Here is a 16,006-nt window from a genome sequence, read left to right as displayed (position 1 = left end):
CTAGACCCGCCGTTAAAAGGCTTTCCGCCGAATCAACTCAATCTGTTATCTGCTATTGAAACCTGGTTAGAGGAGATTTAAGAAACCGGGTTTCTGCGACAATTTCAGCTACAAACCAGAGATTTTGATAGAAACCCGGTTTCTGAAACAGCTAAAATATAGGCAAATCCTAGTTCCCGATTCTAATATGACTCAAACTCTTGATACGACTGGACTCACACCGGAGCAAATTCAGCAAATTGCTGTGATGATAGAGACATTTAAAACCCTCAATCAACAGCAGCAACCATCAACCAAAGAAACGCGATCGCAGTTTGATCCAACTCCGTTACTTTTTGATAGCGAAATCCTCCAGCCCTTTAATCGGACGATGCTTTATGGCAACAGAGTCTAAACGCATTTATCTGGATACCAACATTCTCGCCTATGTTGCTAATACGAAAGCCCCTCAACATAAAGCCGCTTTAGAAATATTTAGACCGACCGAAAGGGAAATTTTGGGTTAGAATTGTCATTGCGACGGCAGGGAAGCAATCGCCAAGATTGGGAGATTTTGCGATTGCTTCATTCCGCTGGCGCGACCTTCGCAATGACATACTGTAACTGATTATTCGGATGTGATATTAGGTATTCTGAAGTTTATCAATCAATTCGGTCTTGATTTGTTCTGCCTTATCATTATCAATTTGACAAGTCCCAGCATTCGCATGGCCTCCCCCTCCATGTTGTAGCATCAACTCGCCAATATTGACTGTAGAGGTTTTATTCAGAATGGATTTACCCACCGCAAATACTGTATTTTGCTGTTTCAATCCCCACATAATATGCATGGAAATATTACAGTCAGGATGCTGGGCATAAATCATAAATCGATTTCCGGCATAAATGGTTTCTTCTTTACGCAAATCGATCGCTACTAATTTACCATAAGCTTGGGAACAACGTTTTAATTGTTGCTTAAATTGTTCCTGCTGATGTTGGTACAGGTTGACGCGCTCTTGCACATCGGGCAGGGCTAAAATTTCCTCAATAGTATGGGATTTACAATAATCAATTAACTCCATCATCAATTGATAATTGGAGATTCTAAACTCCTTAAATCTGCCTAAACCGGTGCGGGCATCCATGATAAAATTGAGCAGAACCCAATCGGTAGGATCGAGAATTTCCTCGGCAGAAAACTGGGCAGAGTCGGCTTTATCCACTGCCGTCATCATCTCTTCAGAAATATCAGTAAACTTGTCTTTTCCGCCATAATAGTTATAGACCACTCGTGAGGCCGAAGGGGCATCGGGATCGATAATATAATTCTCCGGTTTAGAGGTATTGCGTATGGTTTCACTCAAATGGTGATCGAAAACCAAGTGCGCTCCTGGAACATAGGGTAAATTGGTGGTAATATCGCGATCGCTAATCTCGACTTTGCCATCCTGCATATCTTTAGGATGGACAAACTTAATCTCATCAATCAAATTTAGCTCTTTGAGGAGAACCCCACAGACCAACCCATCAAAATCACTGCGAGTAACTAACCGGTATTGTGCATCAACCATGATCAACCTCTTCATTCAACAACAAGCTTTCATCCACCAGGGACTCTGGGATAATCATCAAGTATAGTCGAGTATAGTATAGTCAATAGCTGTGCTATCAACCCAATCAGAAACCCATGAGACTCTGGATTAGCTGTTTTGTTCTTCTATTAGTGTTAGCTGAAATCTTTCAACAGCTCAAAGCACTATCGGTTCCCCTTCCTGTCTTTATTGTTGCGGGGGGGCTATTGGCTATTGCCTCTAATTTTGAGCAAGTACGTCAATGGACTCAAAAGCAGATTCCTCAACCAGAAACCGTCTCATCGGAACCCACGGAAGCCATTGATGCAATCGATGTTACGAGCTACGAAGTAGTTGACTCACCGCCGGATGGGGGGATAAGGGGTTAGGGGGATACGACAGAGGGGAGGCAAGGGGCTGGAGGCCCCTTGTCAAGGGCATCTTCATTGAGACATGGCCTCAGAATCTAATCCACTCTCTCAAGTTGCCATAGGATTTGATTTCCCTCACGTCGAACCCTGGAAACCACCCAGTTTCGCCAAACCCAGTGATCGCCGCGACTGGTAACCGCACTAGCGTTGACATCCATTAAGTCTGCCAACTCCGAGCTAGTAATTAAATAAGCGTGACTGGCAATTTCGTCAGCAATGCGTAAGGTTTCGATTAGGTTTCGCAGTTGTCCAACCCGTACATCACGGGGTAAATTCTCCGTGTTTTCGGAGGACGTAGGATTGGAAGGGGCATTTACATCTGTCATGCTACCGTTTAAAGCAACATCCGTGGATTGTAGCGCGTTCTGCCCATTTAGGGGGGAAAGACTCGATCGCTTTTGGGTTTCTAAAGCTTGTTTTAAGGCGGGAGAGCGACCTGTGGCAAAGGCTTTAGCGATCTCATCACAACGTTCATTATCGCGATCGCCAGTATGAGCTGGCACATATTCCCACAACACCATCTTAGAATTTAACTGATCTAAACTTTCCCACAAATCCTGATTTTGTACGGGTTTCCCTTGGGACGTTTTCCAGCCTTTATTTTTCCAGCCTCGAATCCATTGGGTAATTCCCTTACGCACATAGTCACTATCCGTAAATACTGTCACAGCTTCGGTTTGTCCCGAAGCCACCACTAACCTTAATCCGGCGATCGCTCCCTGCAACTCCATCCGGTTATTCGTCGTATCCGCCTCCGATCCCCCCATTTCATAAATGGAGCCATCCGTAAAATTGACCAGTACAGCCCATCCTCCTGGTCCGGGATTTCCTAAACACGCTCCATCGGTGTAAACACTCTTAACTTTACGTTCAGATTCCATTAATTGTTCAAACATCTCGATTTAAACCTAGACTTTCTACTATACTCTGGTTTTCCTGGCCCTAAGCCATCTCCATGGTAGAATTTTCCCAGACTTTTTAGCGTCAAAACCCATGCCGTCCGATTCTCCTCGATCCAAAAGCAGCCGCAAATCTTCCCTGAGTCCAGAAAAATATGCTCGCCTCAAAGCTGAAGCCAAAGCACCTTATCGGGGATTACGTCAATTTATTTACGCCACCTTTGCCACATCCGGTTTAATCGGAGCCTTCATTTTCCTCGCTAAACTCGCTTCAGGAGAAGATCTCAGCACCACTTTAGGCAACCTAGCTCTACAAATTGGTGTAGTTGCCCTCATGGTATGGCTCTTTCGTCTAGAAAATCGAAAAATATAGCGCTTCGCGCGGTAATAGGTAATGGGGAATGGGTAATGGGTAATAGGAAAATTGCAGAAATCAGGAACTTTCAACTATACTAAATCCCCAGATAACCCGTTACCGTAAGAGGAGCGATTATGGCCATTGCCCTGCAACAAGCCATTGAAGTCGGCAAATATTTAGTCACTCAAAGACTATTAGGACGGAAAAAATTTCCCCTAGTCTTAATGCTTGAACCCCTATTTCGGTGCAATTTAGCCTGTTCCGGATGTGGAAAAATACAGCATCCTAAAGAAATTCTCAAACAACATCTTACCCCAGAAGAATGCTTTGCTGCTGTCGAAGAATGTGGTGCGCCCGTAGTTTCCATTCCTGGAGGAGAACCCCTCTTGCACCCACAAATTGTGGAAATTGTCAAGGGATTAATTGAGCGCAGAAAGTTTATTTATTTATGCACCAATGGATTATTACTGGAGAAATATTTAAACCGGTTTCAGCCCTCCCCCTATTTAACCTTGAGCATTCACCTTGATGGCTTACAGGAACAACACGATCGCTGTGTAGACCGTGAAGGCGTGTTTGATATAGCTTTACAAGCCATTCGTGCTGCTAAAGCTAAAGGATTTCGCGTCACGACAAACACCACAGTCTTTGAGGGTGCTGACCCCCAAGAGATACAAAAATTCTTTGACTTTCTCGCCACCTTAAACATTGATGGGATGATGATTTCTCCCGGTTATAGTTATGCCTGGGCCCCCGATCGAGACCATTTCCTGAAACGGGAACAAACGAGAGCGCTATTTCGGGAAATTCTCGCTCCGTTCAAAGCCGGTCAAAAAGCTTGGAATTTTAACCATAATCCCCTATTTTTAGATTTTCTCCTGGGTGAAAAAGACTATGACTGTACCCCTTGGGGAAGTCCCAGCTATAGCGTTTTAGGTTGGCAAAAGCCCTGTTATTTGCTTAATGAAGGCTATTATCAAAGCTTCCAAGAATTACTGAATAATACGGATTGGGACCGATATGGTCACCGCAGTGGCAATCCGAAATGTGCTGATTGCATGGTACATTGTGGCTATGAGCCTACTGCTGCCGTTGATGCTTTAGATCCAAAGAATATGGGCCGCTCTTTTGGTTCTCTCTTTGGTATGGCCCGGTAAGTTCTACGTCCTGGTCATGGGGAATGGGTCATTGGGAGAACCTCAACTGTCTTTATTTGAGTTTGAAACTGTTACGGTGAACCATCGGGGAGAAATTATTGAGCGGGAAACTCGGCACGCAAAGTATTACCGAGAAGATTTGGGAGAAGGCATCTTTTTGGATATGGTGGCGATCGCGGGTGGAACCTTTCTCATGGGATACCAGGAAAAACTCCAGCACTCCGTCAGCCTCCCCCCATTCTACATCAGTAAATTTCAAGTCACCCAGGCCCAATGGTTTCGGGTAGCCTCCTTTCCCCCAATACATCGCTCCCTCAACCCGAATCCTTCCAGTTTCAAAGGAGAAAACCGACCTGTAGAAAATATTTCCTGGTTAGAGTGTCAGGAATTTTGCGCCCGACTGTGCCAATACACTGGAAAATCCTATCGCTTACCGTCCGAAGCTGAATGGGAATATGCTTGTCGTGCAGGAACAGTGACCCCATTTCATTGCGGTGAAACCCTGACTGCCGAGCTGGCTAATTATGATGCCAGCTATAGTTACGGGGAAGCTCCCAAGGGTCAATGTCTTTATAAAACCTTACCCGTCGGCAGTTTTCCTGCCAATGGATGGGGGTTGTACGATATGCATGGAAACCTATGGGAGTGGTGTAGCGAGATCTGGCATGATAATGATCTTGATAACAATCTCGATTGTCCCACCAAGGGTAGCGATCGCGTCATACGTGGGGGGTCTTGGATGATTTATCCTTGGGCTTGTCGAAGTGCCCATCGTCGCTCTTCTCCACTGTATTATGCCAGTTATGGCATTAAACAAGAATTTAAAAAGAATAGATGGCCGCGTCTATGGTCATGGCTTGGGTTCAAAAATAGCATCCAAGTTCAACCTGAGTCGAGTAGTAATACGATGGAAGCGAAACCAGAAGTTAGGCTCAATACTATTGGTGTGCGGGTCGTGGGTCTCTGATCGCTGACAAACAACAGCGCTATATTGAATAGGATTACCCTTCCTGTTATTTTTATCATCCGCCCATGAGTGTCTTAACCTGGACAGAACTAGAATCGCTCACTCATTTTACGATCGATCGAGTCAATGGCCCGACCAATGCCCAATCCAATTTACGCCTATTTGGTCACTCGGAATCGGATGTGCGGGTTACACTCTATCGAGATCATCATGCTTGGTGTCCCTATTGCCAAAAGGTATGGTTATGGCTAGAGGAAAAACAGATTCCTTATCGTATCCGCAAGGTGACCATGTTCTGCTACGGCAAAAAAGAACAGTGGTATAAAGAAAAAGTGCGATCGGGAATGCTTCCGGCGATCGAGTTGGACGGCCAATTGATTACCGAAAGTGATGATATTTTAGTCGCCTTAGAACAGGCATTTGGCCCCCTAAACGGTGCAGGGATAGAGGATTCCCAGGTGATTCCCCTGCGTAGACTAGAGCGGTTACTGTTTCGGGCCTGGTGTAGTTGGCTGTGCTATCCGAGGCGATCGCCCCGTGACGACCAACGGCACAAAGAAAAATTTATTAGCGTAGTTGCCGACGTAGAACAGGCTCTGAGCCGTATGCCTGGCCCCTATTTCCTCGAGGATTTTGGCACAGTAGATATCATTTTCACACCCTATGTTGAGCGGATGAACGCGAGTTTGTACTACTACAAAGGGTATGGTCTGCGCAAGGAAAATCCCCATTTTTCCAACTGGTTTGATGCCATGGAAACTCGCCCTACCTACCGAGGAACCCAAAGCGATTTTCACACCCATGCCCATGACTTACCCCCACAAATGGGCGGTTGTTACCCCAATGAGGAACTGGAAACTCAGGAGAATCAGAAACGGGTGGATAGTGGCCCTTGGTTGGGATTGCCAGATGTAACCTATCCAGAGCCGGAAACCTCCCGTGAAGAAGCTCTTCACCGAGTGCTGAAGCATCGTCAGAATATTATTCAAGTGAATCCCGCCGACGATCGCCTGTTTGATGAAGCGCTGCGTTGTGCTTTAACCTACTTGATTAAGGGAGAGAAGTGTCCCCCACCATCCGGATCGGATATCGGGTTACGTTATTTGCGCGATCGCATTAGTGTTCCGAGGGATATGTCGATTTATGCCGCTAAACGGTTACGGGAAGCCTTAGAAAGTACCGCAGCGCTAGTGGGTGATGGCGAAGGGACTCCCCTTTCGGTGCGCGATCGTCGAGATCAAGACCCGACTCAATTCAACCCCACAAGCTAACCGTCAATAGAAGACTCTCGTGCCATAAATTCTACCCTAGGAATTAAGGGATCTTGAACTAATCCAATGCCCCGATAGCCCCATCGATTGAGTAGAGCGTTTAGCTGGGAACTAACTAACGATTCAACGGCAAATTGATGGGCAACATCGGGGGCATGGGTATTGAGATAACTGTAGGCTTCAAAATCTTGTTGGAAGAGTAACAGATAGTTTTGATCTCCTAAACGAGCCGTGATATATTGACCGTCATTTTGAGAGCGAATCAGATAATAGGTTTGAAAGGCCATAGGCATTCATAGGATGGATAATTTATTTGAGATCTTCTAAACGAATGCGAGGATCGGCAAACTTTAACATCAGATCGGCAATTAAATTGCCAATAATGAGCATCACTGCCCCCATCATCAGACTGGCCATAATTAAGTACAAATCCTGGGATTGGACAGCACTGAGAATTAAGCGCCCTAAACCCGGCCAGTTAAAGAAAAATTCGGTGATAAAAGAACCACTTAATAAGGTGGCAAATTCAAAACCTAAAAGAGTGATCAGAGGATTAATGGCGTTGCGGAGCGCATGAACATAAATAACGCGATTTTCCGGTAAGCCTTTGGCGCGGGCAGTGCGGATATAATCTTGGCGCAAAACGTCTAAAAATTGTCCTCTGGTGAGGCGCTGGAGTCCAGCAAATCCGGTAATACTGAGGGCTAATACGGGTAAGATCATATGCCAACCAATATCAAGAATTTTGCCCACTAAAGTTAAGTCAGAAAAATAGATGCTCGTCATGTCTCCAACGGGTAAAAGAGGGGAAACACTTTGGGCAAAAAAGAGCAAAGCAAGGGCGGTAATAAAGCTGGGAAATCCTTGGCCAATGTAGCTGAGAACTCGCAGACTTTGATCGAGTTTGGTATTTTGTTTGAGGGCAGCGACAATACCTAATGGAAGGGCGATCGCCCAGTTAATCACCAGAGATATAATGGCTAACAATAGGGTATTAGCCATGCGCTCCCAGAGCAAGGAGGCAACAGAGCGCTGATAGACAAAACTCTGACCAAAATCTCCGTATCTAAGAATACTCCAAATCCAGCGAAAATACTGCTGATAGGCGGGTTTATCTAAGCCAAATTGTTGGGAGAGTTGTTCCAGGGTTTCGGGGGAAATTTGGGGATTTTGGCGCAGGGTATCGATATAGTTGCCAGGGGCAAGTTGAATAATGGTAAAGCTTAAGGCAGAGGCTAATAAAAGGGTGATTAAGCCTTGTAATACCCGTTTGCTGATGTAGAGGAAGACTTCATTACCAAAAAGTCCCCGGAGATTGTAGGAAAGGGTAGAGTTCATGGGATGGGGAGATAGGGAGATCGGGAGATGGGGGGATGGGGAGATCTCCTATTCCCTATTCCCTATTACCCAATTAGTATTGGATTAAGCTAGAAATTGGGACATTGGGGAGGTGTTTGCGTCCTTCGAGAGCTTCTAATTCAATCACAAAGACAAATCCGGCTAAGACTGCTCCGGCTTGCTCTACCAGTTTTGCAGTGGCTTGCGCGGTTCCCCCAGTAGCAATTAAATCATCAACGATGACGACGCGATCGCGACAGCGATGCGGAGTATTATCGCCCCCTTGCAGGGCATCTTGATGCATCTCCAACTGATCTTGACCATATTCGAGATCGTAACTGACTTGATAAACCGGAGCGGGTAGCTTTTTCGGCTTGCGGACTGGAATAAAACCACAATTCAATTGATACGCCACTGCTGTGCCAAAGATAAATCCCCGTGACTCCATTCCCAGGATGTAGTCCGGCGAGAGTTCACCACAGCGTTGAGCCAATAAATCAATCGTTGAGCGAAACCCTTCGGGGTGCTTCAACAGCGTGGTAATATCGCGAAACAAAATCCCCGGTTTAGGAAAATCGGGAATATCCCGAATCAGAGTCCGAATCTCTTGAATATCCATGATCTAAATACTATTTCTGTGATTATCAGGTTATCAGAACCGATGCTTCCCAATCCTACCTGATTCCTAGAACAAGGGAGAAGACAGCGATCGCCTCTAAAGGTTAATCTAGAACAAAGGGTGAGCGATCCGGTAATATACACTTAGCATCCCAGATTGACTCATATGAGTATTAGCGATCGTGTTCCCCTTTGATGGTCTGATTAACCCCTGTCCTCTTTTACCCAGTTCATTCGTCATCAGAGATCCTGATCGTGCGTCCTTGAAGTTGAACAGTTCACCACAAGGGCAGTATCTAACACGATTTGAATGTTTCTTGAGAACATTATGCAAACCAACAGTCCACCTCTCAATACCACTCCCTTAATTCTGGAGAACTTGGTCGATCCCCCTCTCAATTCCCCAGAATGTCCCCGTCGTACTCGCTGGCATCTCGATCTGATTCTACTAGCTCTCGAAGCTCTAGATTTAGGGGGATCAGAAGCTATGCTCGCTGCCTCCAAAACCCTCCAACTTCAAGAGATCATTCAAAATCGTGTTAGCCTATGGCGCTTACGCAGCACTAATCCCTTTCGCCGTGCCCATATGCGTCGTTCTCTGAGTATAGAAGAAGCTAAGGCATTGGTGGCGATCGCCGCTACCCTCGCCCGCAAACGCACGGTCCTCATCCGTCAACTGCTCGTTGCCTACGAGCAACTGCAAGAAAGACACCTTTCCGTAGAACACCATTTTCGGCTCTCCGAATACCTCGATCGCTTCCGGGCCCATTTCCGCTCGCGCATGAACCTCCAACGCTCTGCCCTCACCCCATACCAAAACGATCGAGCCTTAAATGAACTCGGTATATCCCTACTAAGCCAACTCCTATTTTGTACCGGAACCAAAGGAATGCAACGATTGTGGATTAGCCTATTTGATGGAGAAGTGGTATGAGTATCGAACGTCAATACAATTTACCCAACTGCAATTTAACCCTTTGGGGATGGAGTGAGGCTAATGAGGGCAGTTCCTTAGATTTTCAGCCCCTTTCTATGTTAAGTAATGTGGAATGCCAAATTGCTGGAGTAAAATTAACTGGGGGAAAAGAATTTTTTGAAAGCCTTGTGTGGGCAGTTAGCCACTATGCCCAAGAAGTCCTCAGTGGGGTGTCCTATCCCCAAGAGCATCTTCCCGGGCCAAAATGGATACACTTAGAAAAACTCAACGGCCATTACCATCGCCTGTGCATTAATACGAATACTCCCGATCCGGCTGCGACCTCTCCCAACCCTCCAGAAGTTAAATTAAGTGATGTCCAACTCTTTGACCTAGTAGAAGCCGTCGATCAATTTTTTGCCGATACCCAAACCTTGCCGAGCCTTTCCTGGTCTCTAGCTCCTACTCCTAAGCGCTATGTACAAGCCACTATTCCAGGACCTCAACGAGCTGCTCCCGCTGCCCTAGGAGTCGTCGGTTTGGCGGTTGTAGCTGGCTTATTTCTGATGATGCCCGTACCCAACATTGAACGGCCGGAGACCCTGGAGGAAGTCGAACCCCATGGTGCCTCCGAGTCTGAAGACTCCGGTGAACCTCCCTCTCCTTCCCCAAATACCGATCGAAGCGATCGAGAACCTAATGGAGAGGCAGCCCTGACGGTTTCCGACTCGACTACCGCTAATCCTTTAACTACTGGGCGGACTTCTTCACGGCCGACGATTGAAGATATCGATACTTTAGTCGAACGCCAACCCTCAATTACCGATGCAACAGAAATCGGGACTTTAAATCGAAGATTGCATGAAGATATTGACCGGGCTTGGCAAAGTCGCGAAGATCTAGAAAGAGATTTAACCTATCGAGTGGCCGTAGGGCAAGATGGGGCAATTTTGGGATATCGAGGGACAGATGAGGGTATGATTCCCCAAGATGACCAACTGACTCCCTTGTTAGAGTTAGCTTATATTCCGACCGATGAAGGAGGAGCAGAAGCGGAGTCGATTGCTGAGTTTAAGGTTGTCTTTCGCCAAAAAGGGGTAGTTGAGGTCAGTCCTTGGAATGGCTTTCCGCCCGGATCTCAAAGTTTAGGCCCGGAAATTACCGATCCGTTTTTACTAGAAAATTTGAATCAGGAACTCTATAACCAAATCGATCGGGTGCGGATTCGGGAAGCCGATTTCCCCATAGAACTCAATTATCGAGTAGCTGTGCAACCAGACGGTGAGATTGCTGATTATGAAGCCCTGAATCAAGCGGCATTTGATTATTTAGATCGGACTCCTCTACCGAGTTTATTAGAGGTCACCCAAAACAGCCGTTCTGAAGAGCCAGAAAGTTCTGACGAATCTTTAGCCCAGTTTAAGGTGGTGTTTACTCCGGAGGGCATTTTACAGGTGAGTCCTTGGCGGGGATATTATGGGGTCAACTGAGTCCATGATGTTGGTATGGCTAACAACTTCCACTTAATCGATCTAGTTGGGCAACGAGAAGCAGTTAGAGAGTATCTCCAGGGGTTTACAGAAGAGGAGATGCTTACATGGCTAAAGGCTTATGGGCGCTTGGAAGAGTATTACAATAGTGTCGCCAGTCACCAAGTCTACATTTTTACTTCTACTGTTGGCAGAGAAGCGAGTTTTTTCTTCCGTCAAGGTCAAATGATCTTCATGGGTGACCATTTTACTTTTGTCTGAAGAGAAGAATTTTTGTTTCAAGTGACAGAAGAGGGCTAATTATTCATTTCCATGTCCCTGTATCCCCAGTTTCCCCCCCATCTTCACGAATTCTCAAAAAAGTTTTTACTGAGGGTTGACATATCGAAAAACCTTAGTTAAGATAATTAAGGTGAGTAAATCAAGCCCCCATCGTCTAGAGGCCTAGGACACCTCCCTTTCACGGAGGCGACAGGGATTCGAATTCCCTTGGGGGTATATTAATTAAACACTTATAGGAGTTGAGGAGCTAGTTTCTCAACTCCTATAAGTGTTTAAAAACAAGTTATAGACTAAAACTGATTGATGTATTCTTTTAATGAGTTTCTAAAAACAGGATGCGATCTCAATCAACACCCTGTTGGGAGTGGTTACCAGCCTTTTTCAGCTTGCTCTAAAACATAAGCTGACACATCTTCAATTTGCTGGTCATTCAATTTACCCAAGAAACGAGGCATAGCAGCTTTCCCCTTGCTTACCTGAGTAACAATTGCCTCTAGAGTATTCATTCCATATTTCTCTAAATCGGCTTTACTCAAAGTTTTAGTAGGGTTAACCAAGTTTTTTCCACCCGCATGACAAGCAGCACAATTGGCAGAAAATACGCCTGCGCCAGCCCCTGCATCACCAGCGAGGGCAGGTGTGGACAGAGAAAAGGAAAGGATTGCGATCGCCGCAATAATCCAAGATAGCAGTTTTTTCACAGTGTTCTCCAGTAATAAACCCAACAGCATCGGGAATAAACCGTATCATTATAAGACAAAAGGGGAGTTTGGTAAAACCCCCTCTTGCTTCAGGTGATTACGTTTGCTTAAGAAGCCACTTGAGCCGATCGCCGGGGACGGGTACGCCGATTTTTCAGGGGTACACCATCAGTTTGAGGAGTAGTTTTAGAACCATTCTCTTGGGGTTTGAGATCTCCAGGAGGATCTTCGGGGGTTTGCATCAGTAAGACAAGTAACGGATTACTCCGTAATTCTCTTCTCAGAAGTCGGTTCAAATCGTGTTCGATCTCTTGTTGCAAGCGATGGAAACTGACATCCAACTGTCCTTTGCCAAAAGAGCGCACAAACTCTGACCAGCGATTATCTAAGGTGGTTTGTATGGATTGGGCGATCGCATCCTCTAAATACCGTTGTTTCAAAGACGTGACCACACCCCGCAAATGCACCATGGGACAGTTGGCTAATTTTCCTTCCCAATTCACACCAGCAGCTACTGTAATCACCCCATCTTCGGCCAACTGTTGCCGTTCTTTGAGAACTTGTTCATGGAGAATACCCGCATTATCGACCAAAGCCACCCCAGAGGATACTTTACCGGCAATTTCAATGGAATTCTCGGTCAGCTCAATCATATCGCCATTATCGACAATCACCATATTTTCTTCGGGAATGCCCATACTTTTGGCCGTTTGCCCGTGTTTAATCAACATCCGGTGTTCCCCATGAACCGGGATAAAGAACTTCGGACGAGTTAAAGCTAACATCAGCTTATGGTCTTCTTGACAGCCATGACCGGAAACATGAATACCTTGATTTTTGCCATAGACCACATTCGCCCCTTGTTTCATCAATTGGTCAATGGTGTTCACGACGGCAATGGTATTACCCGGAATGGGGTTAGCAGAGAAGACCACCGTATCACCCCGGCGAATTTTAACTTGTCGATGTTCTTGTTTAGCAATCCGAGTTAATGCCGATAAGGGTTCCCCCTGAGATCCAGTAGTCAGGATCAGTACTTTTTCATCTGGCAAGTTGCGAATGGCATGTAGGGGTTGCAGCAGCTCATCGGGACATTTTACATATCCCAAGTTGCGAGCATGGGCAATGACATTCAGCATGGAGCGCCCTAAAACTGAAACCACTCGATTATGTTTTTGCGCCAGTTGCAAGATAATATTCACCCGATGCACGGAGGAGGCAAAGGTCGTGACTAAAATCCGTCCTGCAGCTTGGGAAAACACCCGGTCGAGGTTGGGAATGGTTGAACTTTCTGATGCCGTAAATCCGGGCACTTCAGCGTTCGTGGAATCACTCATGAGGCACAATACGCCTTTTTCCCCATGTTCGGCCAGTTTCTGTAGGTCAAACAGTTCTCCATCCACAGGAGTATGATCGATTTTGAAGTCTCCAGAGTGGATAATGACACCGAGGGGAGTATGGATGGCAACTGTAAAGCTGTCGGCCATGGAGTGAGTATTACGGATAAATTCTACGACAAAGTTTTTCCCTACCCGTACCATGTCTCTGGGACCAACGGTTCTCAACTCAGTGCGATCGCTCACTCCTGCTTCTTCGAGTTTACCTTCCAATAGGGCCATCGCTAACCGGGGGCCGTAAATCACGGGAATGTCAAACTGTTTCAGATGATAGGCAATACCACCAATATGGTCTTCATGGCCGTGGGTGACAATCATGCCTTTGATGCGATCGCGATTTTCCCGCAAATATGATATATCCGGCAAGACAATGTTGACCCCATGCATCCCATCAGTGGGAAAGGCTAATCCAGCATCGAGTAATATAATTTCGTCTTCATACTCAAAGACGCAGGTGTTTTTGCCAATTTCATGCAAACCTCCCAGGGGAATAATTTTGATTGCAGACTTTTGATTCTTTCTAACCATAATTTTTCGAGTTTAGTGTGACATTAGTGTGACAGATGTATGGGCTAAGTTCAGTTGCACTTAGCCTTAACTGTGATTCAAGTGACAGCAATTTATGCTGTCGCGGACATGAAATGCGCTGCGCTAAGGTACGGGATCAAAGGTTCACACTTTGAGTACCAGAAGCTCTTGCCTTTTTCCTAGCGCTTTGCGCTCTAAGAGACATTTCAATCACTTTTTTCCTAACCAATGGGGCGCTTATCATGGGGATTTCCTCCCGTTTTTAGGTCGATTTTTCAACTCTACTCCTGACCAAACGGCTCAGTTTAAACCCAACTGATTCAAGACATTTTTCAATTCTGCTTGAACGGAGTCTGGGGCTTCTACCAAGGGTAAACGTAACTGGTTAACCGGCCATCCTTGAAGAGCCAGTGCTGCTTTAATTGGAATTGGGTTAGTCGTCAGAAACAAAGCCTTAAAGAGGGGAAAAAGTTTCAAATGAATTGCAGTTGCTTGTTGGGTCTTTCCCATTTCAAAGCACTGAATCATCTCTTGTAATTCCTTACCCACTAGGTGAGAGGCTACACTGACCACACCTTGCCCACCAACCGAGAGCATGGGTAACGTTAGGAAATCATCTCCAGAATAGATATCAAATTCAGGGGAAACCAGTTGGCGAATAAGACTGACTTGATCGAGTTTCCCACTGGCTTCTTTAATGCCAACAATATTGGGAATTTCTGCTAAACGGCCTACGATTTCTGGGGGCATATTTTGCCCGGTCCGTCCAGGAATATTGTACAGCAAAAGAGAAATATCGGGGCAAGCTTTGGCAATCGCCTTGAAATGCTGATACAGTCCTTCTGCGGGAGGTTTATTGTAATAGGGTACCACTTGCAATGAGCCATCTAATCCCCACTCCATCGCTTTTTGAGTCGCTGAAATTGCCTCTGAGGTTGAATTCGAGCCTGTCCCGGCAATTACTTTAGCTCTACCGGCTACTGCTTGTTTCACCACCTGGAATAACTGATGTTGTTCCTCCCAGGTTAAGGTAGGCGACTCCCCGGTTGTACCACAGATTACGAGGCTATCACTGCCGTTTTTGATTAAATGAATGGCTAATTCTTCAGCCACCTCATAATTAACGCTACCATCAGCCGAAAATGGCGCGATCATCGCTGTGATCACTCGTCCAAAATTACTCACCCTTTTTATGCTCCTTTTTCTTTGATGCGCTTGATGATTTTTCGGTTCACTTTATTGACTTAATGCCACTTCACGGGGTTTAACCCAATCTTTTTCCACCAACAGTTCAGCAATTTGAACTGCGTTTAAAGCCGCTCCCTTACGAATTTGATCCCCACATAACCACAGTTCTAGACCACAAGGATGGGATAAATCCTGACGAATTCTACCGACTAAAACCTCATCTTTACCCGTGGCTTCCATCGGCATGGGGAAATAATTGGCGATCCAATCTTCAACCCGTTTCACCCCTGGAGCCGTTTGCAATACTTCTCTGGCTTTTTCCACAGGGAAGGGTTGTTTAAATTCTAAGTTAATGGCCTCTGAGTGCGCTCTGAGTACGGGGACGCGCACGCAGGTAGCGGACACTCGCAAATCTCGAGCTGAAAAGATTTTCCGGGTTTCATTAACCATCTTCATCTCTTCCTGACAATAGCCTTCATCATTCAAGGGCGAATTGTGGGGAAACAGATTAAAAGCTAGGGGGTAGGGAAACAGTTCGGGTTTTGGATCTTGGCCATTAAGAATCTGCTGGGCTTGAATTTTCACTTCTTCCATAGCCCGCGCACCTGCACCACTAGCGGATTGATAGGTCGCTGCGATGATTCTCTCTACAGGTTGCACTTGATGCAACGGCCACACGGCTACCGTCATTAAAATCGTAGTGCAATTGGGATTAGCAATAATTCCCTGATGGGTTGCTGCCGCTTCGGGATTGACCTCGGGAACCACTAAGGGGACTTCAGGAACCATGCGAAAGGCACTGGAGTTATCAATGACCACTGCACCTGCTGCCACCGCTTTCGGGGCCCAAGTTTTGGAGGTTGAACCTCCGGCTGAGGCAAGTACCACATCTACTTGGTCGAAACATCCCTC

The 16,006-nt window shown here is 46.0% G+C and carries 19 protein-coding genes and 1 tRNA gene; 11 read left to right on the top strand and 9 right to left on the bottom strand.

The features are described 5' to 3' along the window. Positions 1 to 187: 187 nt before the first annotated feature. Positions 188 to 394 (top strand): hypothetical protein, encoded by a 207-nt coding sequence (locus tag AC3A14_RS07025; RefSeq protein ID WP_318701072.1) that lies wholly within the window; start codon positions 188 to 190, stop codon positions 392 to 394. Then, on the top strand, positions 378 to 506 hold the full coding sequence (locus AC3A14_RS07020; protein ID WP_318720172.1) for a hypothetical protein: 129 nt from the start codon (positions 378 to 380) through the stop codon (positions 504 to 506). Before AC3A14_RS07025 ends, AC3A14_RS07020 begins: the two co-directional genes overlap by 17 nt. Before the next feature lie 117 nt (positions 507 to 623). Here AC3A14_RS07020 and AC3A14_RS07015 read toward each other — a convergent pair whose 3' ends face one another. Further along, positions 624 to 1,553, bottom strand: a complete 930-nt coding sequence (locus tag AC3A14_RS07015; RefSeq protein ID WP_318722936.1) for an exopolyphosphatase — start codon at positions 1,551 to 1,553, stop codon at positions 624 to 626. A gap of 116 nt (positions 1,554 to 1,669) precedes the next feature. Here AC3A14_RS07015 and AC3A14_RS07010 point away from each other — a divergent pair, with 116 nt between their 5' ends. After that, positions 1,670 to 1,942, top strand: a complete 273-nt coding sequence (locus tag AC3A14_RS07010) for a hypothetical protein (protein ID WP_318701070.1) — start codon at positions 1,670 to 1,672, stop codon at positions 1,940 to 1,942. A gap of 77 nt (positions 1,943 to 2,019) precedes the next feature. Here the strand turns inward: AC3A14_RS07010 and rnhA are convergent, their stop codons facing one another. Next, positions 2,020 to 2,880 (bottom strand): ribonuclease HI, encoded by an 861-nt coding sequence (gene rnhA, locus AC3A14_RS07005; protein ID WP_271944209.1) that lies wholly within the window; start codon positions 2,878 to 2,880, stop codon positions 2,020 to 2,022. 97 nt (positions 2,881 to 2,977) lie between these two features. Here rnhA and AC3A14_RS07000 point away from each other — a divergent pair, with 97 nt between their 5' ends. The 4 genes from AC3A14_RS07000 (at position 2,978) to AC3A14_RS06985 (ending at position 6,636) form a co-directional block, all read left to right on the top strand. Continuing rightward, positions 2,978 to 3,256 (top strand): DUF3493 domain-containing protein, encoded by a 279-nt coding sequence (locus AC3A14_RS07000; protein WP_271944207.1) that lies wholly within the window; start codon positions 2,978 to 2,980, stop codon positions 3,254 to 3,256. Between the two features lie 119 nt (positions 3,257 to 3,375). Further along, complete coding sequence (gene hpnH, locus AC3A14_RS06995; RefSeq protein ID WP_318701068.1) at positions 3,376 to 4,398, top strand: adenosyl-hopene transferase HpnH; 1,023 nt, start codon at positions 3,376 to 3,378, stop codon at positions 4,396 to 4,398. A 16-nt stretch (positions 4,399 to 4,414) separates the two neighbouring features. After that, entirely contained in the window at positions 4,415 to 5,365 is a 951-nt protein-coding gene (locus AC3A14_RS06990; RefSeq protein WP_318722937.1) for a formylglycine-generating enzyme family protein, read from the top strand. Positions 5,366 to 5,430: 65 nt separating this feature from the next. Then, positions 5,431 to 6,636: a glutathione S-transferase family protein gene (locus AC3A14_RS06985; RefSeq protein WP_318722938.1), complete on the top strand. Its 1,206-nt coding sequence runs from the start codon at positions 5,431 to 5,433 to the stop codon at positions 6,634 to 6,636. Here the strand turns inward: AC3A14_RS06985 and AC3A14_RS06980 are convergent. The 3 genes from AC3A14_RS06980 to AC3A14_RS06970 form a co-directional block, all read right to left on the bottom strand. Further along, complete coding sequence (locus AC3A14_RS06980; RefSeq protein WP_318701064.1) at positions 6,633 to 6,923, bottom strand: hypothetical protein; 291 nt, start codon at positions 6,921 to 6,923, stop codon at positions 6,633 to 6,635. The genes AC3A14_RS06985 and AC3A14_RS06980 overlap by 4 nt on opposite strands. 22 nt (positions 6,924 to 6,945) lie before the next feature. Continuing rightward, positions 6,946 to 7,974, bottom strand: coding sequence for an ABC transporter permease (locus AC3A14_RS06975; protein ID WP_318720167.1), 1,029 nt, complete (start codon positions 7,972 to 7,974; stop codon positions 6,946 to 6,948). A gap of 73 nt (positions 7,975 to 8,047) precedes the next feature. Next, a complete protein-coding gene (locus AC3A14_RS06970) occupies positions 8,048 to 8,593 on the bottom strand; it encodes an adenine phosphoribosyltransferase (protein WP_318720166.1) in 546 nt (181 codons plus the stop codon). A gap of 327 nt (positions 8,594 to 8,920) precedes the next feature. Here AC3A14_RS06970 and AC3A14_RS06965 point away from each other — a divergent pair, with 327 nt between their 5' ends. The 4 genes from AC3A14_RS06965 (at position 8,921) to AC3A14_RS06950 (ending at position 11,496) form a co-directional block, all read left to right on the top strand. Continuing rightward, positions 8,921 to 9,526, top strand: coding sequence for a DUF3038 domain-containing protein (locus AC3A14_RS06965; protein ID WP_318698431.1), 606 nt, complete (start codon positions 8,921 to 8,923; stop codon positions 9,524 to 9,526). Next, positions 9,523 to 10,998: a DUF4335 domain-containing protein gene (locus AC3A14_RS06960; protein ID WP_318720165.1), complete on the top strand. Its 1,476-nt coding sequence runs from the start codon at positions 9,523 to 9,525 to the stop codon at positions 10,996 to 10,998. The genes AC3A14_RS06965 and AC3A14_RS06960 overlap by 4 nt, the downstream gene beginning before the upstream one ends. Positions 10,999 to 11,013: 15 nt before the next feature. Then, positions 11,014 to 11,259, top strand: coding sequence for a hypothetical protein (locus AC3A14_RS06955; protein WP_318720164.1), 246 nt, complete (start codon positions 11,014 to 11,016; stop codon positions 11,257 to 11,259). Between the two features lie 164 nt (positions 11,260 to 11,423). After that, positions 11,424 to 11,496, top strand: a tRNA-Glu gene (locus AC3A14_RS06950). Positions 11,497 to 11,648: 152 nt separating this feature from the next. On the opposite strand, the gene petJ is transcribed toward AC3A14_RS06950, so the two are convergent. From petJ to AC3A14_RS06930, 4 genes are all read right to left on the bottom strand, one after another. Beyond that, entirely contained in the window at positions 11,649 to 11,981 is a 333-nt protein-coding gene (gene petJ, locus AC3A14_RS06945) for a cytochrome c6 PetJ (RefSeq protein ID WP_318720163.1), read from the bottom strand. A gap of 107 nt (positions 11,982 to 12,088) precedes the next feature. Beyond that, the gene (locus AC3A14_RS06940; protein ID WP_318698435.1) at positions 12,089 to 13,906 is read right to left on the bottom strand and encodes a ribonuclease J; all 1,818 of its coding nucleotides are present in this window, start codon (positions 13,904 to 13,906) and stop codon (positions 12,089 to 12,091) included. A gap of 300 nt (positions 13,907 to 14,206) precedes the next feature. Continuing rightward, positions 14,207 to 15,091 carry a 4-hydroxy-tetrahydrodipicolinate synthase gene (gene dapA / locus AC3A14_RS06935; protein ID WP_318698436.1) on the bottom strand — a complete coding sequence of 295 codons (885 nt, stop codon included), beginning with the start codon at positions 15,089 to 15,091 and terminating at the stop codon, positions 14,207 to 14,209. A gap of 51 nt (positions 15,092 to 15,142) precedes the next feature. Next, positions 15,143 to 16,006: aspartate-semialdehyde dehydrogenase (locus tag AC3A14_RS06930; RefSeq protein ID WP_487778946.1), on the bottom strand; the 864-nt coding region annotated here is incomplete at its 5' end.

The organism is Roseofilum sp. (genome assembly GCF_982964205.1).
Note: the sequence above shows the minus strand (reverse complement) of the source record. Positions and strands in the feature narration are given on the sequence as shown.